This window comes from Bacillus cereus group sp. N31 (assembly GCF_016483245.1).
In the GTDB taxonomy this organism is placed as follows: domain Bacteria; phylum Bacillota; class Bacilli; order Bacillales; family Bacillaceae_G; genus Bacillus_A; species Bacillus_A toyonensis.
This window is the reverse complement of the sequence record NZ_JAEHCH010000004.1, coordinates 143,155-166,413: the sequence shown is the minus strand read 5'-3', so window position 1 is coordinate 166,413 and position 23,259 is coordinate 143,155. Positions and strand designations below refer to the sequence as shown.

Below are 23,259 nucleotides of genomic sequence, written 5' to 3'. Positions count from 1 at the left end.
TTTAGCTCTTTTTTTACGTATTCAATTTTACAAATCTATAACCATGTGTAACTAACACTTTTAATATCGCATATCCTGGAATTGCTAAAACTATCCCCATAATACCGAATAAGTTACCGGCAGTTAAAATGATAAAGATTATTGTAATTGGATGGATATCTAGCTTTTTCCCCATTACTTGCGGGGAGATAAACTTACCTTCTGCTAATTGCACAACCATCATAACGATAATTACCTTTAAAACCATTCCTGGCGAGTCAATAAATGCGATAATTAACGCTGGAGTTATTGCAATAACTGGACCTACGTACGGAACGATATTTACAATCATCGCTAAAATAGCAAGTAATACCGCATATTTAATACCAATAATAAGATAGCCAATTAATAGCATGATACCGATAAACAAGCTAACGATAATTTGCCCTCTTATATACGAACTAATCGCATAATGCATATCATCTAGTATTCTCATTGCTGCCGGTTGTCTTTGCTCTGAAATAAACTTCAAAAAGTGATTCGGTAATTGTTCACCATCTTTTAATAGATAGAACAATATAAACGGAACCATGACAAAGGTTAAAACAACTTCTGTAAGTGTACTTAAAAATCCAGTTACATTTCCAGTCACTGATGATAATGACTTTGTAAAATCAACTGTATAGTCTTTTACTATATTCGCTACATCAATATTTAAATTCTCCTGAATTTTACCAAGTAAATTACTTTCCCCAAATCTACGTGCTGCTCGTTCGATTTCATGACCGAAATACGGTAAGTTATCTATTAATGCATCAATTTGATCTTTAATAATAGGGATAACCGTTACAACTAAAAACACAAATAATCCTAGTACTATTAAATATATCGAGGCTATCGATACGATTCTTGAAACACCTTTCTTTTCTAAAAGTGAAACGAATGGGTGCAAGATATAAAATAGCACTCCGGCTAATAATACCGGGAAGAATATTGTTTTTAAAAAGACGATAAACGGAGTAAAAACGAAAGAAATTTTTGTTAGCAATAATATGTTAATGAACAATAATGCAAATCCAAGTAACACTGCTAAATAATTTTGTTCCCTAAAAAACTTTTTTAACTTGTCTCTTTTTCTTATATTTACTTTTTCCAATGAAACCACCTCTTTGAATGATGAAAAGCCCTTACTCAGGGCTTTTCATCATTATCTATATCTTTATTTCCTTGCAGCTTTCACTACAAATGATACAATAAGAATTAATACGATTGCTCCTAATAATGCTGGCACGACATGAATTCCACCAAATGATGGCCCAAAAGATCCAAATAATCTACCACCTAACGAAGCACCTAATAAACCTGCGATAATATTTCCGAACATACCGCCTGGGAAATTTTTACCTGTTATAGAACTAGCAATTGCACCTATAATAGCACCAACTATTAATGTGATAATCCATCCCATCTTTAGTCCTCCATTTCTATTATAGTCTGTATGCTCAAATACAAGAGTAGCAAAACTCTTATATAAGATTACAAATTCATTTACACTAACCATATTCTACTATAGAAACAAACGAAAGAGTAATATATGTAAGGAGATACATATATTATATGCAAAAAAGAAAATCTTTGTCAAACTTACCCAAAAATCAATTATATTAATATACCATATTCAAAGGAGGCTTCACTATCTATGATTCTTAAGTTAAATGCCACTTCTTTTGAAGTTGCATCATCCATTTTACAAGTTCAAATTCCATCTTATAAAGTTGAAGCAGATTATTTAAACAGTACTGCAATCCCCCGTTTATATGATACTGTAAACGATATTCAAAATTGCGGTGAAACATTCTATGGATATTTTTCTGAAAATAAACTTGTCGGCTTTATTTCTTTTATGCAAGAAGAACAGCTAATTGATATTCACCGACTAGTTGTATCGCCTGATTTTTTTCAAAAAGGAATTGCAACGAAACTCTTAAGTTATATATTTAACATGTTCCCTTCTTCCATGGCATATATTGTACAAACAGGTAAAGCGAATACCCCTGCTATTGCATTATATAGAAAACATGGCTTCATTGAAGTAACCGATATAACAATTACCGATCGTATGATTCTTACACAACTAAAGAGACAGAAAACATAAAATAGTTTGACTCATTAGTTTATTTATGTTATATTTTACTTTATAATACCTTTTGCTGAGTCCAAATTTTGGAGCGGGGGAACCATTTTTGTAGCAATGCTACTTGGGGCGAATCTTTTTTAAGTAGGGATACTCTCACTTCCCGAGTCCGACAGCTAACCTCGTAAGCGTAATGGGAGAGGAAGGTGCTTTTTGCCTATGTTACACAGTATACCTCCTTAACTATAAAATCTGGAATCGATATCATTTTAGAGACCTATATTTATAGAAAAGGAGAGATGTATTATGTTACGTTTATCTGATCATGCAATAAAAATGATGGAGCAAAGACTTCGACTCGAACAACACCGCACATATCAAGCAAATAAAGTTGTAGATAACTTACATCACAAATACTTTTTCCAACATATTTTTCAACCAAAAAGATAAGTACTGACCTTTAACAAAATACAGCGCACACTAAAAAAAGTGTGCGCTGTATTTTACATTTTCTTGCCTTCACAATAAAGTAGTTGGCACCATCCTAGCTTTATATAAAGAATAATATTTCGTAGATGGTTCAGGCTCTTCTATTCTCTCAATTTTAAATCCCACTCTATTTAACTCATTTATGTATGTACTTATTTTTCTCTTATATAATGTCGCTTGTACATTTTCTCCTTTAAATGTTTCAAACGTAATAGGCATTTCCTCATGATAAGAAGACTTTATAGCAACTTCTTCTGTACCATACTGTAAGTTTGAATATACTGGGTGCTCCCAACTAAAAATAAAACTTCCTCCTGGCTTTACATATGAATAAATCAGTTCCAACGTTTTTCTTAAATCCGAAGTCCAACCTAATGCATAAATGGAATATACAATATCAAAATACCCTTTCGGAATATCTCCTTCCTCTTCCATTGCTCCGCATATTAACTTTAGATTCCAATCCTTTAACGCCTTATTCGCTATTTCAATTTGTGCACTCGAAAGATCAAGCCCCCATAATTCCTCTGCCCCTTGTTCCGCCATATATTACAACGAATGCCCACTTCCACATCCAATATTAAGTACCTTTTTATCTTTAATTGAATCGAACAAATGAATCTCATCTTCAGACGCCGTATACGGTCCATATTTCGGTAAACAATCCATTTGAAAGAAATAAGGTGCAACTGTATCCCAACACTTTTTATTTAAAGCTAACATTTGCGTACCTTTTATATTCTACATTCCCCATCCATTTTACTTTCTCTAATATTAATTACATATCATAACCAGATCGCCCTTTTCTCTTCGCCCGGTAGTTTTTCACTTTCGCAATCGTACCGCATGCTCTTCCTCCTTCTTCTCCAGCATACATACCGCACCATCTTTTACTTCCATTTCGCGAATGATCATAAAATACCCAGCGACAATCCGGACATGCTTTTAACCTTCCCCACACATTTTCTTGAATTGACATTAACACAATGCTTAACACTTTTGTATACACATTCTCTTCATATACCGGTTCATATGTAACACTTTTCATATCTTCCTTTACATGTACATGAAATGGGTATTTCTCTAACCACTTTTGCAATGATTCTCCGCCTTCAATTGCCACCCGAATATCTTCTCGAAAACTTTTTAATTCCTCTATCGTATGAAATGGAAGCTCTTCATGAAAATATTCTTTCATAAAAAGCTTTATATCCTCTTCTGTTTGCAGCAAATCAATTGCTTCTCTCGTATCGTTTGGTATTCTCCATGTATTTAAAAATTCTCGAATATATTCTAATTCATGTGGTGCGTTCTGATTCAATTCCATTCACCTTCTTCTTAAAATTTACTTTTTTCTGACTTTATGTATAATTATAATATAAAATAGTTAACCATTAAATAATTTTACTGGTTACAATATTAGGAGGAGTTCTATGAAAAGTTTCTCAATACCGATACGTTTCATGCTTATTTCTTCATTCTTTATGTCTTTTGGGTATTTTGCAGTATACGCATTTTTAGCTATTTATCTATTAACCTTTCTTCATTTTTCTGCTGTCCAAGTAGGAACAGTATTGACGGTTATGACCATCACATCACGAGTTATCCCATTATTCTCAGGGTTAATTGCTGACAAAATAGGCTATATCATCATGATGATAGCCGGATTATTTTTAAGAGGAATCGGATTTATCGCTTTAGGAATATGCTCTGATTTCTATACAATTTCTATTTCTTCTGCACTTATTGGCTTCGGAACTGCATTTTATGAACCTGCTGCTCGCGCCATATTCGGCTCACAACCAGCTCATATGAGAAAAAATTTATTTACATATTTAAACCTGAGTTTTAATTGCGGTGCAATAATTGGACCAATTGCAGGAGGATTCTTACTCTTACTCGATCCCATCTATGCTTTCTTTCTAACAGGATCACTTATGCTGTTATTCGCTTTTATCTTTTACTTACTTAAAAATCACTTCCAAGTCACTACTGAAAACACATCTATTACATTAGGAATACAGGCTATCTTACAAAACAAGCCTTTTCTTCTGTTTTCATTTATCATGATTTTCTTCTATATTATGTTTACTCAGCTTACTGTCGCACTTCCACTTCATATGAAAAACATTAGTAATAGCAACCAGCTTGCTACACTCGTTATTACGATAAATGCAATAACAGGCGTTATATTTATGGTGTTATTTCGAAAACTATTTCACAAATACAACACGCTGTCGATTATTAAATACGGTATTTTATTAATGGGCATTTCCTTTTTACTCATCCCTTTATTCCAGCACCCATATTGGTTATTTATTTGTGTAATTTTATTTACAATTGGTGAAACACTCGTATTACCTAACGCTGATATTGCTATTGCAAATTACAGTAACGAATCATATACAGCTACTTACTTCGGATTCTATCAACTATCACTCGCATTTGGTTTTATCATCGGTAATTATACCGGTACATCTTTTACATCCAACTTAAACGGAATGTATACACCATGGCTTATTTTCGGCGGAATAGGACTTATTGGTTTTATTTCACTACATATTTTAAATATAAAAAAAGGATTACCTAAGGAGGATATATACCTATGTAATGATACGAAACATCTTTAACAAATTTCAGTCGAGATGGTACCTTTAGACAAACGACCTATAATAAAAAAATTCGACCGTCATGTTTGACAGTCGAATCTTTTTATTCTTCATATTCAAGATGGTTATGTCTTTTACAACCAAATAAATAGCAACCCCCTATATGATAAGTTTCAAATTCTAACCCTGGAACATATCCAGATTTGATACGTTCTATCATTTTTTTATAACAATTATTCTCTTCTGTATATTCCTCAATTAACTCTTTCTTATCTTTTTCTGTCCAGTTTTTTTCTACTTCTTCAGTCTGAACATCTTCTATTTCTGCTGTTTTCGCTTCGATAGATTCCCGTATCACTTCATTTATACGCGTGAAATTATTAGCTTTATATAGAGCATAAACAAATCTACCAATCCAATTGGGGCTTTTCCAAACTTCTTTGTATCCCCTTTCGAACCATTCAATTGCTTCTTTATAGCAATTCAACTCGACATATAAATCTGCTACATGAATTTCTCCTATAAGATCATCAGATTCCCTGTTAAAAGTATCTAACTTCTCTTTCGCTTCTGTCGTTCTCCCTAAATCAATTAAACATTTTACATAGCTATACATGATATAGTCCGAATCCCCTGCAACTCGCAAGAAAAATTCCGAAGCTTTTTCCAGCTCTCCAAGGTTATAATGAGCTACAGCTACATTGTGATATGCTTCATTGGATGGTTGAATGGAAATAGACTTTTGTAATACTTCTTTCGCTTCTTCCCACTTTTTTTGTTTTATGTAAATTTCCCCTAAGATGTTATAAGGAAAGTATGAGGAAGGATTCAACTTAACAACTTCTTTTATTAATTCAAGAGCTCTAGCATCATCCTCTTCCTCATAAAAGTACATCCAAGCAAGATTATTGAGAGATTGCACACCTCTAGATTCATGTACCGCTCGTTGAAATAGTTCCATTGCTTTCTCATATTCATTTTGTTCAAACATTTCAATTGCCTTCTCGTTAATGTTCAAGTAACTACCTCCGAAGTGAATGAATTCATCTATTCCATATTATTATTTTAAAATGTAACAATTTTAATTTCCATAAAAAATAAGTTCACTTCGTATTAAGTTCTTTCTCCTGTCTACATTTCATCATATATTTGGATATCCAATTCGTAATGATTTTAACAACACCGCTTTCGAAAGAAAATATATATCTACTGTAAAAATACTGATTTACAACAATAAGTAAACTTTTCAATCTCTCTTAAACTGGATATACACCCTGTTACATTTTACATATTATGGTATAATTAAAATGAGTACTAGCTAAACATTTACGCTCCACACTAGCAGTCTAGCAATGCCAAAATCAAAAATCACTTGAAATTGGGGGATGTTATGAAAAAGAAATTAATTGTTCTTCTATTCATCGGAATCATATTATCAGGATGTTCAACTATAGCAGAAAATTCTTTAGAAACCGGAAACGGAAGTATGGAATTATTAACACCAACGATTACAACAAAAGATAATGAATTAGAAATTAAGACGGAAGGTATTGATGAAAATAAAGTAACTTTTATTTATGTCGCTAATAAAAAAGTATTGGAACAAAAAATAAAGAATAGTGAATCCTACAAACTTGATATTACAGGTATCAATGATGCTCATAGAACAGACTACAAGCCAAAAGTTCAACTTTTGCAGACTAAGGATGATAATAAAGATGGAGAGATGATAACTTTTAAGCAAGTTAGATATACAGTTAAAAAAAATTAATTTTAGAGTTATTTCATTATAAATGTAACGTACGAAAATATACTTTTAACAGAGGGTAAATGTAAGGGGTGCTAACATGAAAAAACGATGGATTTCTTGGTGGATTGGCAACATATTTTGGATTATCCTTTTTGGAGTGTGGGCAGCTATTATTTGGCTACGAGATGTCGATGGTGCTGGTGTTACTCAAACATCCGAAATTAAATCAATATCACTTATTGTTTTATTAATCGCGTTTATCATACCGATATTTATTCAAGTTATATGGCTAATCATTAATTTGAGGGTTAGTAGAAAAAACAATTATACGATTTAGTTTTTTAAATTAACAGATACATACTTTTTATAAAAAAGAGAGGAATCTAATTCGATTCCTCTCTTTTACATATGTGATTATGCCGTGCTTTTAAAGCCGCACTATTCCCTTTTTACGATGCATGATCGTCTTTCTTCTTCTTCAACAACGCTCTCTTCTTCATCGCCTTCGTTAAATATCCGCCTTTAAACGAACGGATTTCATAAGAAGACATAAACGCTTTCGGTGCAATTTCATTAATAATTTCTAAAAGTTCTTTCTCTCTAGAGCGCTTTGCAACGATATCTAAGCGATAACGTATAGAATTAATTCCTTCACCTTCAAATACTGTAACGCCAAATCCACAGTGACGTAATTCATCTACTAATTCATTACAACGGTCTAGTAAACTAACTTGATACGTAATATATCCAATTGCTAATTTATTCTCTATATAACCGCCTAATAATAGTCCCGCACTAAAGCCGATGACATAGGCAACGATGTTCATCCAATTTGATAAATCTTGAAACACAATCCCTAAACTGACAATGTAAATAGCTCCTTCTAACAATCCTACACCAGCAGCGGATCTTGTTTGATTCTTTACAAGCAAAATCGTTCGGATTGTTAATACTGGAACATATATAATTTGAAGCACAAAAATAAGTAACGCTTGTAACATTGGTATCCACCTCTTTCAAAAAGTCTTTTGTCATGATAACATACATAAGCTTTAGAAATCGATGGGTTTTTAAATTTTTAAAAATTATTTTTCGTACTATTGAAAAACCGAAAAAAGAAGCGTATTATAGTTGTCGTGAATTTGATTCCTGTCATTCACTCGCTTAAATAAAAAAGGAACCCCCATTAGGCCCCTTTTATTATAGCTCTATGTTATTAGAAGCCTTTTCTCTTCGCTTCTCTTCTTCTTTTACTAACTGTATATTTGCATAAGCTAAATTCGCAATCATTAAAAAGTGACCACCTAAAATACCTGTACCAAATGCCCACATTTCCATTTCATGCTCAATTTCATACATAATGATAGCCCCTAAAATTGCAGCTGCAAATCGGTTTAAAACCCCTAATCCAGGAGCCTTTTCTTTCATTACAATACTTCTTCCTAGTTTCTCCACCCTGCGAGCTAATAACCAAAGACAGTATGCACTTACAGCTAATCCAATACCGAACCCTGTCACTTGTTTTCCAAACGGAGTAATCGTCCACATAAGTAGTAAACCACTAAAGATCGCATACAATTGTAATCGATATACACGTAAGGCTTCTTGAATCAAAATATCCGCTCCTAATTCCTCATTTTTTATGCTTTAGAAGAAAAGCAGCAACTTACACAGTTGCTGCTTTCTCTTCTTCTTGTTCTTGTTCCATTTTACGAATTTCAACACGTTTAATTTGGTAAGCGTCTTTTTCTAACACTTTAAATTCATAACCTTCTGCTTCAACATGTTGTCCTTCTTCAATTTCATGATTTTGCATCATAATCCATCCACCGATTGTATCCACATCTTCTTCTTCAATGTGTAATCCAAACAGATCTTTTACTTCTGAAATAAGCACTTTTCCATCGACAATTTTATGGTACTCGTTCACATGTTGAATTGGTGGTGCTTCATCTTCATCATATTCGTCACGAATTTCGCCGACGATTTCCTCCAAAATGTCTTCAAGCGTTACAATTCCAGCTGTTCCTCCGTACTCATCATATAAAACAGCCATCGGAATTCGCTTCTTCTGCATTTGTAGTAATAAATCGTGAATTGGAGTTGTTTCCATCACTTCAATAATCGGACGCATATACGAGCGAATTGACGATAAATCTTTTTGATCCTCGGTCATATATCGAATAAAGAAATCTTTTACATTGACCATACCGATAATATCATCTTTATCTTCTCCAAAAATCGGATAACGTGTATATCGCTCATTTTGGATTACTTTCATGTGTTGTTCTACTGAATCTTCAAGGTAGAAACCAACGATTTCTGTTCGCGGTACCATAATCTCTTTTGCAATACGATTATCAAATTCAAATATATTATTTACATACTTGTATTCAGCTTGATTAATTTCGCCACTTTCATAGCTATCTGAAAGAATAAGACGCAATTCTTCTTCTGTATGAGCTACTTCATGTTCAGAAGCTGGTTTCAAACCGAATAAACCAGTTATAATACGAGCTGAACCGTTCAATACCCAAATAAATGGATACATGATTTTATAGAACATCATTAACGGCGTTGCCAATAACAACGTTACTTTTTCAGCCTTTTGAATTGCCAACGTTTTCGGAGCTAACTCCCCAACTACAACGTGTAAATATGTCATTAGCATAAAAGCAAGACCAAAAGTTAATACTGATGAGATAGAAGGGTTTATGTTCCATTTCTCAAATAACGGGTGTAATAACTTTTCGATTGTCGGTTCACCTAACCAACCTAATCCCATAGCTGTAACTGTAATACCTAATTGACAAGCAGATAAATATTCATCTAAATTTGTTGTTACCTTTTTCGCTGCTAAAGCACCGCGTTTCCCTTCCGCAACAAGCTGATCAATACGACTTGAACGTACTTTTACAATCGCAAACTCTGCTGCTACGAAAAATCCAGTAAATGCGATTAAAATCGCAACCATGACTAAATTAAATATTTCCAATGAATCCCCTTAGTTAAAAAACTAAGGTGTCCACCTCCTGTATACTATAATGTTTTCTTATTTGTTCGTTAGAAAACATAGCCCGATACAAAAATTAAAGAGGTCGGATTTCACTTATTCTATAATAATAGAGCAAGTGTCTGTATTAAAGCTGTCGTTTGACATGATAAAGATTTCGATATTTTTTCACGTTGTGAATCAGTCAATCCATCTAAAAGCGGCTTTAACTCTGTTAACTCTGCTTCTAATCGATGAATATGGTCTGTCACTTCATTCACTTGTTTCGAAACGTGTTCATTGATACCGAGCAGCTTCTTGTTCTCCTCGATTTTCTCTTTAATCTCACAAAGCGGCATATGCATTTCTTTGCACTTCTCAATAAATTGTAATGTCTCAAATGCTGTTTCGTCGTAATAGCGATAATTAGATTGAGATCGCTCCGCTTTCAAGATACCTAGATTCGTATAATAATCAATCGTTCGTTTCGACACGTGAGCCATGAGAGCCAACTGTCCGATTCGATACACCTTCCCAACGATCTTCCCCCCTTGTTTATATTACTACCATCATACAACACATAAACTGTACAGTCAAACGTGACGGTTTGTTATTCATAATTTATACAAAATTCCAAGCCCTACCCTATTATTATTCCATACAAGTAATCTACACTAATACAATTACTAAACTATTACTTAATCACTACATTGTCTATACCTTTTAACCTTTCTTATTTAAAAACATATTCTACTAATAATGAATACTTGTATAGGAGATGATTAACATGAGAAAGACACTCATTTCTCATTTTTATAATGAAGAATACTTACTTCCATGGTGGCTTATGCATCACACAAAAATATTTGATCACGGCATATTAATTAATAGAGGTTCTACAGATCGTTCCGTTGAGATTTGTAAATTATTTGCTCCCAACTGGGAAGTACGAAATTCAAGATTCCTTGATTTTGACCCCACTAATACTGATATGGAAGTGATGGAAATCGAAAGAGAAGTTTCAAGTTGGAAGATGGTATTAAATACTACGGAATTTCTTTGTTGTAACAATGTAGAAGAATTTTTCTCTTCACTTCATACGCTAGGTCAAAATATGTATGCGATTAGAATGATTGTCATGATTGATAAGCATGATTACAATTATTCAAAACTAAGATATTCCATTCCTTTAGTAGAACAACGATATCACGGGCTCTTCCCTTATAAACCAGAAATCAGCTGTGCCTGGAGATTTATACACAATCACCTTGATGGCGCATATTTACCTGGCCGACATTTTACTCGGCATCAACATCTCGTTTATAACTCCCCTTCATTTATTATTAAATTTTATTTTAGCCCTTGGAACGAACATGCAAAGGCAAGAAAATTACAAATAACACCTACCCTTTCAAAAAAGGGCATTCGAATGGGACTTCAAACACATTATGGTCAGTCCCCTGAGCAACTCGAAACTCGATTTTTAGAGCTTAGTAACATAACACAAGATCTACGTAATCACCCTGAATATCAACAATTATTCCCTAAATTTAAACCTTAATATTTCTCACATCATCATTTTCCACACATTTTTACGCACTTAGTCAAAAACAAAACCATTTGCATACAATATGAATACTGTATATATTATAAATTTTTATTTTAGGAGGAAAAAATGAAAGCTGTTATTCTTGCTGGTGGATACGGGACAAGGATTGGGGAAGAAACACATTTAAAACCGAAACCTATGATTGAAATTGGAACAAAGCCTATTTTATGGCACATTATGAGTTTGTATAGTCATTACGGTATTACTGAATTTATTATTTGCTTAGGCTATAAAGGATATGCAATTAAAGAGTTCTTTCTAAATTACAACCTACACATGTCAGATTTCACGATACATTTAAGGGATAATACAATTACTAGCCATTCTCATCATGTAGAACCGTGGAAAGTTACACTAATCGATACTGGTGTAAATACCGAAACGGGAGGACGAGTGAAAAAGATTCAAAATTTTGTTGGAGATGAACCTTTCTGCCTCACTTATGGCGATGGATTAAGTAACGTAAATATAAAAGAACTTATTGCATTTCATAAAAAACATGGAAAAATGGCAACTGTTACCGCCGTACAACCTCCTGGTAGATTCGGTTCTCTCATTTTAGATAAACAGTCTGTCACATCTTTTCAAGAGAAGCCACTCGGGGATGGCGGATGGGTTAACGGTGGATTTTTCGTTTTAAATCCTGAAGTTTTCAATTACATTAGTGGCGATAAGTCTGTTTTTGAAACAGACACTTTAGTTCAGTTAGTAAACAAAAATGAACTATCAGCATATCAACATACTGGTTTTTGGCATCCGATGGATACATTGCGCGATAAAAATAAATTAGTCGAGCTATGGGAAAGTAATAACGCTCCGTGGAAGGTTTGGTAATATGGCTTCATCATCTTTATGGAATAAGAAAAAAGTATTTATTACAGGGCATACTGGTTTTAAAGGCTCCTGGCTCACCCTTTTTTTAACTTCTTTAGGTGCAGAAGTAGTTGGCTTTTCTTCTCATCCCCCATCCATTCCTAACCTTTTTGAACAAGGTAACGTAGCAAAAGAATGTATAACAATTCATGGCGATATTACTGATTACGATTCTTTATTCCACGCCCTAAAACAACATAATCCAGACATACTATTTCATTTAGCAGCCCAGCCAATCGTCACCACTTCATATAAAAATCCTATCGAAACATTTAAAACGAATGTTTTAGGCACTGTTCACGTATTAGAAGCGGCAAAACATATAGAAAGTATACGTGGCATCATTAATGTTACAAGTGATAAATGTTATGAAAATGACGGGAGCGGTAACCGGGCATTCGTGGAAAGCGACCGGCTAGGAGGTTTCGATCCTTATAGTGCTAGCAAAGCTTGCGCTGAAATAGTGGCAACATCCTTTCAAAAATCATTCTTCCGCACTAATACTCAGAAACTTGCCTCAGTAAGAGCAGGTAACGTCATCGGCGGTGGTGATTGGGCAGAAGACCGATTATTCCCAGATGTCATTCGTGCATATTTACAAGATGGTACATTAACTATTAGAAACAAAAACGCTATTCGCCCGTGGCAACACGTATTAGATCCTTTACATGGCTATATCCTTTTAGCTGAAAAACTTTGGACAGACGCTGAATATGCGGAAGCGTGGAATTTCGGTCCAATGAATGAACCTAACAGAACAGTTCATGATGTCATTCAAACTATAATAAAATTATGGAATAAACCACTAACAATCCTCTCTCCTCCTACAAACACGCCTTATGAATCACCTATTTTAACACTCGACAGTACAAAAGCAATAAATAAACTCGGTTGGACACCTAAGTTATCAACAGACCATTCTATCGCTTGGACAGTTGATTGGTACAAAAAATATGCATCTGGTGAAAATATAGAATCTTTCACGCGACAACAAATCGATACATTCAAAAATTTATAAGGGGGCTATAAAATGGAACAGAAAAAATGCCGTTTTTGCCACTCATTACTCACAAATACTTTTTTAGATTTAGGTGTTTCCCCTCTCGCTAATTCATTTGTAGCTCCAGAAAACTCCTATAAAATGGAACCATTTTATCCATTGCACACATTTGTTTGTCACTCTTGTTTACTTGTACAATTAGATGAATTTGAATCTCCGCACAATATTTTTCATGACTATTTATACTTTAGCTCTTACTCATCAAGCTGGCTACTGCATGCTAAGCAATATGTAGAAATGGCAATTAAGCGTTTTAACTTAACAAACCATTCGCAAGTTATCGAAATCGCAAGTAATGATGGATACTTATTACAATACTTTCAAAAAGAAAAGATCGAAACATTAGGCATTGAACCAGCCAAAAACGTAGCAGAAATCGCTATGCAAAAAGGAATTTCTACTGAAGTAAATTTTTTCAGCAATGACTTAGCAAAAAAATTACCACAAGCTGATTTAATTATCGCAAATAACGTATTAGCACACGTTCCGAACTTGCATGATTTTGTCGCCGGTTTAAAAACGTTATTAAAACAAGATGGGACGATAACAATTGAATTCCCGCATTTATTAAACCTCATCTCCTTTAAGCAGTTTGATACGATCTACCATGAGCACTTCTCCTATTTCTCACTTATAAGCCTTCAAAAAATTTTAGCTCATCATCATTTACAAATTGTCGATGTAGAAGAACTCTCAACGCACGGTGGTTCCTTGCGTATTTTTATAAACCATCATAATGCCTCATCCACTATCCACCCCAATGTTACAAAATTAATCCAAAAAGAAGTCGATTACGGGCTAGATACATTAGATTGCTATCTCCTTTTTTCTAAACGCATAGAACAATTAAAAATAAGTATTTTACAGTTTTTTATCGAAGCAAAAGCTTTAAACAAACAAATTATCGGTTACGGTGCGCCAGCTAAAGGAAACACTCTTTTAAATTATTGCGGGATAGGAAAAGAATTTCTAACTTATACAGTAGATAAAAACCCTCACAAACAAAATCTTCTTCTACCAGGAACCCGCATTCCAATAAAATCTCCAGAAGAAATAAAACGTACAAAACCTGATTACATTCTCATACTTCCTTGGAATTTGAAAGATGAAATTATGAAAGAATGCTCTTTCATTCGTGAATGGGGCGGCAAATTTTTAGTAACAATACCAGAAGTTGAGGTAATTGAGCCATGAAAAAAATCCTTGTAACAGGCGGTAGTGGATGGATTGGTAAATACGTTGTACATTCTCTTATTCAAAAGGGCTATGAAGTGCACGCCACTTACAATACAAATAAGCCTTCTCACCTTTCTTGCCATTGGCATAAAGTAAACTTACTTTGCGATGAAGAGGTAAAAAAACTCATTTACGACATGAAACCTAGTTATCTCATTCATTTAGCTTGGGAAGCAGTACCGCCAGCATGCTACGTATCCATTAATAATTACTATTGGCTTACATCCAGCATCTCATTAATTCAACACTTCACAACATGCGGTGGAAAGCGAGTCGTCGTTGCAGGTACTGGCGCAGAATATGAATGGTTTAACGGTGTACTATTTGAAGATTCACCCTTACTTTCCTATAAAACCCCGTATTCATTATGTAAAAACACACTACACTCCTGGCTACAAACGTACGCCGAGCAAACAGGCCTCAGCATGTGTTGGGGCCGCATTTTTCATATGTATGGACCTCACGAACAAGGGAATCGGCTCGTTTCTAACATCATCACTTCCTTATTAAAAAATGAGGAAGCACTATGTACACATGGAAAACAATCAAGAGATTTCCTCCATGTGAGCGACGTCGCTGATGCTCTCGTAACAGTATTAGAACGCAATGTTACAGGCACAATCAATATCGCTTCTGGTCAATCTGTACAAATTAAAGAGTTAGCTTCTATCATCGCTAAAAAGATAGGAAAAGAACATTTAATTAAACTAGGTGCAATCCCTTTCTCTAAAGATGAACCTTTATTTGTCGGGGTTAATGTAGAACGTTTAAAAACTGAAGTAAATTGGAAACCAACATACGATCTAAATACAGGTATCGAAGAAACAATTTTATGGTGGGAATCATCTATACAAAAACATACCGATATGCAGTACTAAAACGTAAATCTTGCGCTCCTCTCGCTAAATCCTTATACCATTCTTCTAATTTTTCCGGCGTAATAATATGGTGCGTACCCATTCCTCCATGCTTACTAGCTTCAGAAAGCGTCGGACCAATTTGTAACTTTCTCTTTCTCATCGCATCGTTCCACGGACTAAACCCAAACCATAATATACAAGCAAGAGGCGGATAGATCATAGATTCATGCGCTGATAAATGTCTTCCAACCGTATAACTTCCGTGTTCATGATTATGAATAAATCTACCTCTTCTCCATAACGGCCAATCTTCTGGTAAATAACCGTGAAATCGCTGTTTCATTAAAGGGATTCCAAAGTTAAGGTCCGGATAATTATAGTTAGGATCATCAACCATAATAAGCCCTTCCAGCCAATACATCCTCCCTCCCAATTCATTTAGTGATTTCCAAAACTGGTTTTTATCTTGCACACAAAGAAACTCGGTCGTATTTAAAATCATTTTCCAACCTTGTACTTCTTGTTCTACCCTCATCACTTCATGATCTGTCGCATATGCATCAAACTCTGGATTTGTAGAATCTCGCACTTCCCAATGCGGTGCGAATTTTTTACAAATCTCAACCGAACGATCTGTTGAACCTTTATTAATTAAAATGCCATGATCAAACAGTTTCGTATGATGCATAAGCCACCACGGTAATAAATACTCTTCATTGTAAAAATGAGAAATAACAGTTGTAGTTATAACAATCTCCTCCACTTTCTCTATTAATCTACTTTTTCATCCTACTCTTAATATACTTATCAAGTATGTAATTGGTTTCTTTTATTTTAAAAATATGTTTTTCTACCATATACTATGCTTTCTTAGACAACCACCATTTCCATTTTCTAAAGAAACATCCCAATAAACTGAAAATTAAGTTATAATATCATTATAAAATTACGAAGGAGGAATGCACGCATGTACTACAACACTTCATTCGAAAACGATCAACCAGTAGGCCGTCTATAAACTAAGACGGGCATTCATATAACACATGCACTATGCCTCGTCTTAGGGAACTCATAATACCCTAAAAATAGACGGAGGTACTTTACATGAAACAAACAATTTTAGGAGCTATATGTTTATCACTAGCAGCAAGTATATGGGGCGGTATGTACGTTGTTAGTAAATACGTACTCGACTTTATCCCACCGCTGACACTCGTTTGGTTACGCTTTATTATCGCTTTCGTTGTTTTATATGCATTTTTGAAAATAACAGAGAAAAAGCAAAAGAAAAAAGTGACCATTCGCAAAAAAGATTGGCTATTATTCGCTTGGATTGGATTTATCGGATACTTCATTTCGATCACTTGTCAATTTATCGGAACAAAATTATCCGACGCTCATACAGGATCTTTAGTAACATCTGCTACACCTGCATTTATGGTTATATTTGCAGCAATCATTTTAAAAGAAAAACTAACCGCTCGTAGACTGTTATCTACTATAATAGCGACAATCGGTGTTATTATCGTAATCGGATGGGATATTGAAATTGGCTCCTATTTTATCGGAACAATTATATTAGTCGGGGCTGCTATTACGTGGGCTTTACTATCTATTTATGTGAAGATTGCTTCAGCCAAATTTTCATCTTTAGTTATTACAACGTACGCCATATTCTTTTCACTCTTTTTCATTACACCTTTTATGCTATGGGAATTCCAATCAAGCCCTATTGAACATATAAACATGTATGTACTATTAGGCGTAATTTATTTAGGAATCGCCTCAACGGCAGGTGCCTTTTTCCTTTGGAATAAAGGATTAGAATTAATGGACGCAAGCATTGGCTCGTTATTTTTCTTCTTCCAACCTATCGTCGGATCGTTACTTGGCTGGCTCTTATTAAACGAGACATTAAATAGTAACTTTTTTATTGGTGGTATTCTTATTATATGTGGCGTTTTTATTACTACTTTTGAAAAGAAATGAAAAACAGGCAGAGATTAAATATCTCTGCCTGTTCGTATATACTCTTTACGCACTCCAATGCGATGGACGGGACAATAATTTCGGCAATTTCGTATGTTTGTCCCCTCTCGCCGCATTGACTTGAACTTGCGTCAGAAAAATACTATTTGTAAAATCAGCCCCGCGAATATCTGCATCTCGCAAATCTGCTCCGATGAGATCCGCCCCGCGTAAATCTGCTCCATTTAAGTTAGCCGCAATTAAATAAGCACCCCTTAAATTCGCGCCTTGTAAATTTTTCTTTTTCAGGTTTGCTCCCATAAGATCTGCTCCGCGGTGAATGATTCGTTTCTTACGCGTCGCATTCATTTCCTTCCAAACTAGCTCACTCGTTTCTAAAAGTAAAACATTTACTTCTGCACGGTGTAATGGAATATTTACTTTCATTAACTCGTCCGCATTTAAATTCGAAAGTCGCTCTGTCTCTTCAATCGCTTTACTTAGTTCTTTATGAATTGGCTGCGTCGCCTTTAATAGAATCGCCTCATTCAAATACCAAAGCATTTCATGGAGCTGATGCATAACCGGAAAAGCATCATACATTTTTCTCGCATGCTTAGCATCTTTCCGCCAATCAATCCCTTTAAAGGTAACTTGAGAAATCTTCTGCCCAGCACCGAAACATTCAAATACTGTACAACCTTTATAACCTTTTCCTCTAAGATTTTTATGTATACTACATTTAAAATCTGATTGTAAATTGGAACATGGTTTACCACCATCTTTATTCACTGCAAAATCTACCGATGCTGCGAACGGTAACGCCACGCAACATAGACCGAAGCATTTTTCGCAGTTTGCTTTTAAATGATCGTTATGATTAGTCAAAATGTATACCCCCTGTTGTCTTTTGACTATTTCATAATATTCCAACTGCACAAAATAATCAATTTTAAAATAAATTGGCATCTTTCATTTCAAATCACAACTTTATCATTCGATTTCCTTTCAATTGAAAAAGACTAATTCTATCTAATGAATTATAATTAAATTATAAATTTTCAAACAAAAAGGAGAATTACTATGGCACTAGAAATGAAAACAAACTGTCAAATTTGCGATCAATCGCTGGAGCAAGATTCTGAAGCTTACATTTGCGTGTATGAATGTACGTTTTGTGCACCATGTACAGAAGAAAGACATAACGTTTGTCCAAACTGCGGCGGCGAGTTAGTACGTAGACCGAAAAAGAAACAGTAAAAAGCAAAGCGATATCGCTTTGCTTTTTTTGTTTTCTTGATATATAAAATTATATCAGCGATTTTTCAAATATATCGAACATAGCTTAAACATTTAAAAATTTAACACAAACAGGCTCTGGCACAACAACATCAGATTGTAAAAGAGTTAACTTTCCTGTAGATTCATTTCTTGAAAATAACACAAGATTATGCGACTTTTCATTTGTAGCAACAAGAAATTTTTCAGTAGGATCTAATACAAAGTCTCTTGGCCAATTTCCTTCTGTAGATGTATGTTCAACAAATGTAAGCTCACCTGAATTTTGATCCACACTGAAAACAGCAATACTATTATGGCCACGATTACCTGCATATACAAAACGGCCGTCAGAAGAAATATGAATCGCACTTCCTTGACTATTTTCATCAAACTCTGCTGGAATAGTAGAAATATACTGTAATTCTGTAAAGGTCCCTTCTTCCGCATTATATGTTAATACGATAACCTCTGAACTCAGCTCCGTCATCACATACGCATACTTTCCATTCGGATGAAAAGTAATATGTCTCGGCCCACTTCCTGGATTTACAGATAAGCTATTCACTTCTGTTAATGCACTACCTTTTGTTTCATACGTAATTATTTTATCTATCCCTAAATCAACGCCCACTACATATTTTTCATCAGGAGTATATCCCGCGTAATGTGCATGTGGTTTTTCTTGTCTTTCTTTATTCGGACCTGAACCTTCATGCGCCATAATAGATGAAGCAGGATTTACAGTTCCATTTTCTTCATTTATTTCAAAAGACTCAATCGTTCCTTTATGATAATTTGCTGTAACTACTGTATGACTCCCACTATCAATGCTCACATGACAAGGAGAAGCCCCTTCTACTACTTGTCTGTTTTCTGCCTTTAACTCTCCAGTTTTACTATCAATTGAATAAGCAGCTACACCACCAGATTCTCCTTCCTTAACAACGGAATAGAGATATTCATTATTTCGGTTAATCGTTACATATGTAGGGTTATCCAGCTTAGCCACAAGTGTTACATTACTAATTTTTTTTGCTTCTGTGTCTAAAGTAAACTTATATATTCCCTCACTATTTTCTTTCGTATAAGTTCCAACATATCCAATAAACGCTTTGTTATCCTTCATTTTCATAACCCTCTCTCCCTATATTTTTCGTTCATCATACTTCTTAAAATATTTTATGTTGAAAGAGTATCCTAAAAAATCGTAGTACCTCTTTATACGTTACCATATTTTCTTAGTAAATAGCTTTTAAACCCACTTTTTTTGATACGCTGCTATACTTTCATATTCTTCTTCCAAGTGACGGGACAGACGAATATAGATTGGTGTTAAATCTTTATATTTTTCCACACTTTCAATGTTTGGTTCATGGTGGAAATTCGCACCTACCATTTCAGAAACTACATGTAACGTATCTACTTCACCTAAACTATATAAACCGAGGATTGCAGCTCCTAAGCAAGAGCTTTCGAAACTTTCAGGAACATATACGTCTTGATGAAAAATATCCGCCATCATCTGTCTCCAAAGTTCTGACCTTGCAAAACCGCCTGTTGCTTGAATTTTTTTCGGTTCGCCAATTAGCTCTTTTAAAGCGAGAAGAACGGTATATAAGTTATAAATTACTCCTTCTAATACAGCACGAATAAGATGTTCTTTCTTATGATGTAATCCGAGTCCAAAAAAAGATCCTCGCGCATTCGCATTCCATAAAGGAGCTCTTTCCCCTGCTAAATACGGATGAAATAATAAACCGTCAGATCCAGGATTTACTTTTGCTGCTATTTCAGTAAGCACTTCATATGGATCTTTCCCTAAACGCTTCGCAAGCTCAATCTCCGAAGTGCCTAATTGATCACGAGCCCATCTGAAAATCATACCACCGTTATTAACTGGTCCACCGATTACCCAATGGTCTTCAGTTAAGGCATAACAAAAAATTCTACCTTTTGGATCTGTCACAGGACAATTTGTTACAGCACGTATCGCACCGCTTGTACCAATTGTAACAGCCACAACCCCAGGATCTATTGCATTTACGCCTAAATTCGATAGCACTCCATCACTCGCTCCTACTACAAAGGGCGTAGAAACAAGTACATTCATCTCTTTTGCAAGTTCTTCATCTAATCCTATTAAGCTGTGCGTCGTTGGAACAAGTTTAGAAAGCTTTTCATCTGAAATCCCTGCAACACGAAGAGCTTCCTCATCCCATTTTAAAGATTTCAAATTGAACATTCCTGTTGCTGATGCTATAGAATAATCAATTACATATTCTTTATATAATTTATAAAACACATATTCTTTAATAGAAATGAATTTATAACTTTTTGCAAACAATTCTGCCTGCTCATTCTGTAACCAAACTAATTTCGAAAGTGGTGACATAGGATGAATTGGTGTTCCAGTACGCAAATAAATTTCATGACCATTCATATCACTCTTTATTTTCTCTGCCCAGCTTGCACTTCTATTATCTGCCCAAGTGATACATCTCGTTAACGGTTTTCCCTTCTCATCTACAGCAATGATACTATGCATTGCCGAACTAAAAGAGACACAAAGAATATCATTTGGCTGTACACTACTTGATCGTACAGTTTCTTTAATCGTATTTATTACTGCATGAAAAATTTCTTCTGGGTCTTGTTCTGCTATTTCAGGCGTAGGAGAATATAAAGGATATTCAATTCCATGACTTGTAATAACAGATCCATCAGTAGAAAATAGAACTGATTTTGTACTAGTTGTCCCAATGTCTACACCAATCATATATTTTGAGCTCACCATTTCTTCCTCCTAACAAAAAATCCCTACAGTATCCTAATAATATAAGAACCATAAAAATACATTTATTTTATCTATTCATAACGTTATGTGCTAAAGTTATCTCTCTAAATTCATATAAAAGTATCCTTATTTTAAACAAACATATCGAGTAGTAAAACGCCTCCAAAAGCGATAAATGAAAGTAACGTTTCTAATACTGTCCATGTTTTAAATGTTTCTTTCACTGTTAAACCTAGGTATTCTTTGACCATCCAAAAACCAGCATCGTTTACGTGTGAAAACATTAATGCTCCTGCACCTGTTGCAATAACGAGTAACTCTAAGTTCACACCTGTTGTATTTTCAACGATTGGCGAAACGATACCCGCTGCTGTTGTTAAAGCGACTGTCGCTGACCCTGTCGCAATTCGAATTAATCCAGCTACTATAAATGCTAATACAATTGGAGATAGAGCTAAATGTTCAGACATTTGAGCAATAGCATTCCCTACGCCACTATCGATAAGAATTTGCTTAAATCCGCCGCCAGCACCAATAATCGCAACAATAGAACCGATTGGTAATAAGCTATCTTCTGTTACCTTCTTAATAGCCTTTTTATCGATACCTTGACGAAATCCAAGAAAATAGAAAGCTGCAAAACATGCAATCAAAAGCGCAATGATAGGACTACCGATTAATGTGACAATCTTCATTAAAGTATTAGAAAGCGGAACATAAGGAGCTGCTGCTGCTAACACCATTAACATAACGGGTAACAATATAACTAAAAATGAAACTCCTATTCCTGGTAATTTCGTTGATTTTGTATTTACACGTATCAATTCTGGTTCATTTTCAGGAATTACACGTTTGTGAATCCATTTAGCGAATATAGGACCTGCAATAATCGCTGCAAAAAATGTAATAATGAGTGAATAAAGAAGTACCTTCCCAAGGTTCGCTTTATAAATACCAATTGCAACGATTGCCCCTGGATGCGGAGGAACAAGGCCGTGTACGACAGATAACCCAGCAATTGCTGGTAATGCTATCAATAAAATATTTTGTCTCGTTGTTTTATGAATAGAAATTACTAACGGCAATAATATTAAAATGCCTACTTCAAAAAACACCGGAATTCCAATAATAAAACCTGCAATTAACATCGCCCATGGTAAGTTTTTTATTCCAAAGGATTTAATAAAGAACTCTGCCACCTGCATTCCAGCACCTGACTCTGCCATCATTTTCCCTAGAATTGTACCTAATACTAAAATACCTACTAAATGCCCGAGAACACTTCCGACTCCCGTTTCATAAGCGCTCACTATTTTATCCATTGGCATTCCAGACATAATTGCTAAAAACAAACTTGCAATCGTTAAACTAATAAACGCATGCCATCTCCACCACGATACTCCTAAAATAACAATTACAATTGATAATAATGTAATCATTAAAAGGTACATATTCATACTCAGTTCCACCCCTCTATGTAAACCCTTTCAAAATTACTATACAATTAAGAGAACTTATATAGTTCTTTCTTGAGTAAGAGATATTTTCACATAATAATGATTTATATAAAAAGAATCTCCCTTATCAGAGATACACGTTAACTACTCTCTCTAATAAGGGGATTT

Annotated in this window: 25 protein-coding genes, 1 pseudogene and 1 riboswitch; of the genes and pseudogenes, 12 read left to right on the top strand and 14 right to left on the bottom strand. The window is 34.7% G+C overall.

Features of this window, described 5'->3' with window-relative positions; genetic code table 11:
- Positions 1-13: 13 nt before the first annotated feature.
- Both JDS81_RS08790 and JDS81_RS08785 read right to left on the bottom strand, forming a co-directional pair.
- Positions 14-1,135 carry an AI-2E family transporter gene (locus JDS81_RS08790; protein ID WP_000416922.1) on the bottom strand — a complete coding sequence of 374 codons (1,122 nt, stop codon included), beginning with the start codon at positions 1,133-1,135 and terminating at the stop codon, positions 14-16.
- A gap of 63 nt (positions 1,136-1,198) precedes the next feature.
- Positions 1,199-1,447 (bottom strand): GlsB/YeaQ/YmgE family stress response membrane protein, encoded by a 249-nt coding sequence (locus JDS81_RS08785; protein ID WP_000539733.1) that lies wholly within the window; start codon positions 1,445-1,447, stop codon positions 1,199-1,201.
- 231 nt (positions 1,448-1,678) lie between these two features.
- On the opposite strand from JDS81_RS08785, the gene JDS81_RS08780 reads away from it, so the two are divergent.
- Positions 1,679-2,134: a GNAT family N-acetyltransferase gene (locus JDS81_RS08780; RefSeq protein ID WP_000601224.1), complete on the top strand. Its 456-nt coding sequence runs from the start codon at positions 1,679-1,681 to the stop codon at positions 2,132-2,134.
- 43 nt (positions 2,135-2,177) lie between these two features.
- Positions 2,178-2,320, top strand: a riboswitch (cyclic di-AMP (ydaO/yuaA leader).
- A gap of 99 nt (positions 2,321-2,419) precedes the next feature.
- Entirely contained in the window at positions 2,420-2,563 is a 144-nt protein-coding gene (locus tag JDS81_RS08775; RefSeq protein ID WP_000945246.1) for a hypothetical protein, read from the top strand.
- Positions 2,564-2,573: 10 nt separating this feature from the next.
- On the opposite strand, the pseudogene JDS81_RS08770 reads toward JDS81_RS08775, so the two are convergent.
- A pseudogene (locus JDS81_RS08770) lies at positions 2,574-3,340 on the bottom strand (class I SAM-dependent methyltransferase).
- A 40-nt stretch (positions 3,341-3,380) separates the two neighbouring features.
- Positions 3,381-3,923, bottom strand: coding sequence for a CGNR zinc finger domain-containing protein (locus JDS81_RS08765; protein ID WP_142311506.1), 543 nt, complete (start codon positions 3,921-3,923; stop codon positions 3,381-3,383).
- 112 nt (positions 3,924-4,035) lie between these two features.
- On the opposite strand from JDS81_RS08765, the gene JDS81_RS08760 reads away from it, so the two are divergent.
- On the top strand, positions 4,036-5,232 hold the full coding sequence (locus JDS81_RS08760; RefSeq protein WP_000834835.1) for an MDR family MFS transporter: 1,197 nt from the start codon (positions 4,036-4,038) through the stop codon (positions 5,230-5,232).
- Positions 5,233-5,314: 82 nt separating this feature from the next.
- Here JDS81_RS08760 and JDS81_RS08755 read toward each other — a convergent pair whose 3' ends face one another.
- Positions 5,315-6,229 carry a tetratricopeptide repeat protein gene (locus tag JDS81_RS08755; RefSeq protein ID WP_097953895.1) on the bottom strand — a complete coding sequence of 305 codons (915 nt, stop codon included), beginning with the start codon at positions 6,227-6,229 and terminating at the stop codon, positions 5,315-5,317.
- Between the two features lie 372 nt (positions 6,230-6,601).
- Here JDS81_RS08755 and JDS81_RS08750 point away from each other — a divergent pair, with 372 nt between their 5' ends.
- Both JDS81_RS08750 and JDS81_RS08745 read left to right on the top strand, forming a co-directional pair.
- Positions 6,602-6,982, top strand: a complete 381-nt coding sequence (locus tag JDS81_RS08750) for a hypothetical protein (protein ID WP_000727885.1) — start codon at positions 6,602-6,604, stop codon at positions 6,980-6,982.
- A gap of 76 nt (positions 6,983-7,058) precedes the next feature.
- A complete protein-coding gene (locus JDS81_RS08745) occupies positions 7,059-7,298 on the top strand; it encodes a DUF3923 family protein (protein WP_000747675.1) in 240 nt (79 codons plus the stop codon).
- Positions 7,299-7,410: 112 nt separating this feature from the next.
- On the opposite strand, the gene JDS81_RS08740 is transcribed toward JDS81_RS08745, so the two are convergent.
- The 4 genes from JDS81_RS08740 to JDS81_RS08725 all read right to left on the bottom strand — a co-directional run bounded on the left by JDS81_RS08740 (position 7,411) and on the right by JDS81_RS08725 (position 10,456).
- The gene (locus JDS81_RS08740) at positions 7,411-7,962 is read right to left on the bottom strand and encodes a DUF2179 domain-containing protein (protein ID WP_000938448.1); all 552 of its coding nucleotides are present in this window, start codon (positions 7,960-7,962) and stop codon (positions 7,411-7,413) included.
- A 199-nt stretch (positions 7,963-8,161) separates the two neighbouring features.
- On the bottom strand, positions 8,162-8,575 hold the full coding sequence (locus JDS81_RS08735; protein WP_000613866.1) for an ATP synthase subunit I: 414 nt from the start codon (positions 8,573-8,575) through the stop codon (positions 8,162-8,164).
- 52 nt (positions 8,576-8,627) lie between these two features.
- On the bottom strand, positions 8,628-9,956 hold the full coding sequence (locus JDS81_RS08730; RefSeq protein ID WP_000402262.1) for a hemolysin family protein: 1,329 nt from the start codon (positions 9,954-9,956) through the stop codon (positions 8,628-8,630).
- A gap of 119 nt (positions 9,957-10,075) precedes the next feature.
- On the bottom strand, positions 10,076-10,456 hold the full coding sequence (locus JDS81_RS08725) for a MerR family transcriptional regulator (RefSeq protein ID WP_002039109.1): 381 nt from the start codon (positions 10,454-10,456) through the stop codon (positions 10,076-10,078).
- A 275-nt stretch (positions 10,457-10,731) separates the two neighbouring features.
- Between JDS81_RS08725 and JDS81_RS08720 the strand changes: the two genes are divergently transcribed.
- From JDS81_RS08720 to JDS81_RS08700, 5 genes are all read left to right on the top strand, one after another.
- Positions 10,732-11,514, top strand: coding sequence for a glycosyltransferase family 2 protein (locus tag JDS81_RS08720; protein WP_142311507.1), 783 nt, complete (start codon positions 10,732-10,734; stop codon positions 11,512-11,514).
- A gap of 114 nt (positions 11,515-11,628) precedes the next feature.
- Positions 11,629-12,396, top strand: coding sequence for a glucose-1-phosphate cytidylyltransferase (gene rfbF / locus JDS81_RS08715; RefSeq protein ID WP_097953893.1), 768 nt, complete (start codon positions 11,629-11,631; stop codon positions 12,394-12,396).
- Position 12,397: 1 nt separating this feature from the next.
- A complete protein-coding gene (gene rfbG, locus JDS81_RS08710) occupies positions 12,398-13,453 on the top strand; it encodes a CDP-glucose 4,6-dehydratase (protein ID WP_097953892.1) in 1,056 nt (351 codons plus the stop codon).
- Between the two features lie 12 nt (positions 13,454-13,465).
- A complete protein-coding gene (locus tag JDS81_RS08705; protein WP_097953891.1) occupies positions 13,466-14,689 on the top strand; it encodes a class I SAM-dependent methyltransferase in 1,224 nt (407 codons plus the stop codon).
- Positions 14,686-15,609: an NAD-dependent epimerase/dehydratase family protein gene (locus JDS81_RS08700; RefSeq protein WP_142311508.1), complete on the top strand. Its 924-nt coding sequence runs from the start codon at positions 14,686-14,688 to the stop codon at positions 15,607-15,609. The genes JDS81_RS08705 and JDS81_RS08700 overlap by 4 nt, the downstream gene beginning before the upstream one ends.
- Here the strand turns inward: JDS81_RS08700 and JDS81_RS08695 are convergent.
- Positions 15,578-16,354 carry a glycosyltransferase family 2 protein gene (locus tag JDS81_RS08695; protein ID WP_097953890.1) on the bottom strand — a complete coding sequence of 259 codons (777 nt, stop codon included), beginning with the start codon at positions 16,352-16,354 and terminating at the stop codon, positions 15,578-15,580. The two genes, JDS81_RS08700 and JDS81_RS08695, sit on opposite strands and share 32 nt — an antisense overlap.
- 341 nt (positions 16,355-16,695) lie before the next feature.
- Between JDS81_RS08695 and JDS81_RS08690 the strand changes: the two genes are divergently transcribed.
- Positions 16,696-17,580, top strand: coding sequence for a DMT family transporter (locus JDS81_RS08690; protein ID WP_097953889.1), 885 nt, complete (start codon positions 16,696-16,698; stop codon positions 17,578-17,580).
- A 45-nt stretch (positions 17,581-17,625) separates the two neighbouring features.
- Here the strand turns inward: JDS81_RS08690 and JDS81_RS08685 are convergent, their stop codons facing one another.
- On the bottom strand, positions 17,626-18,447 hold the full coding sequence (locus JDS81_RS08685) for a pentapeptide repeat-containing protein (protein WP_097953888.1): 822 nt from the start codon (positions 18,445-18,447) through the stop codon (positions 17,626-17,628).
- Positions 18,448-18,642: 195 nt separating this feature from the next.
- Between JDS81_RS08685 and JDS81_RS08680 the strand changes: the two genes are divergently transcribed.
- Positions 18,643-18,819: a DUF1272 domain-containing protein gene (locus tag JDS81_RS08680; RefSeq protein WP_001162789.1), complete on the top strand. Its 177-nt coding sequence runs from the start codon at positions 18,643-18,645 to the stop codon at positions 18,817-18,819.
- Positions 18,820-18,904: 85 nt separating this feature from the next.
- Here the strand turns inward: JDS81_RS08680 and JDS81_RS08675 are convergent, their stop codons facing one another.
- The 3 genes from JDS81_RS08675 to gntP all read right to left on the bottom strand — a co-directional run bounded on the left by JDS81_RS08675 (position 18,905) and on the right by gntP (position 23,091).
- Positions 18,905-19,972: a lactonase family protein gene (locus JDS81_RS08675; protein ID WP_097953887.1), complete on the bottom strand. Its 1,068-nt coding sequence runs from the start codon at positions 19,970-19,972 to the stop codon at positions 18,905-18,907.
- A 120-nt stretch (positions 19,973-20,092) separates the two neighbouring features.
- Positions 20,093-21,634 (bottom strand): gluconokinase, encoded by a 1,542-nt coding sequence (gene gntK, locus JDS81_RS08670; protein WP_097953886.1) that lies wholly within the window; start codon positions 21,632-21,634, stop codon positions 20,093-20,095.
- Positions 21,635-21,765: 131 nt separating this feature from the next.
- Positions 21,766-23,091 (bottom strand): gluconate permease GntP, encoded by a 1,326-nt coding sequence (gntP, locus tag JDS81_RS08665; RefSeq protein WP_001057626.1) that lies wholly within the window; start codon positions 23,089-23,091, stop codon positions 21,766-21,768.
- Positions 23,092-23,259 lie beyond the last annotated feature (168 nt).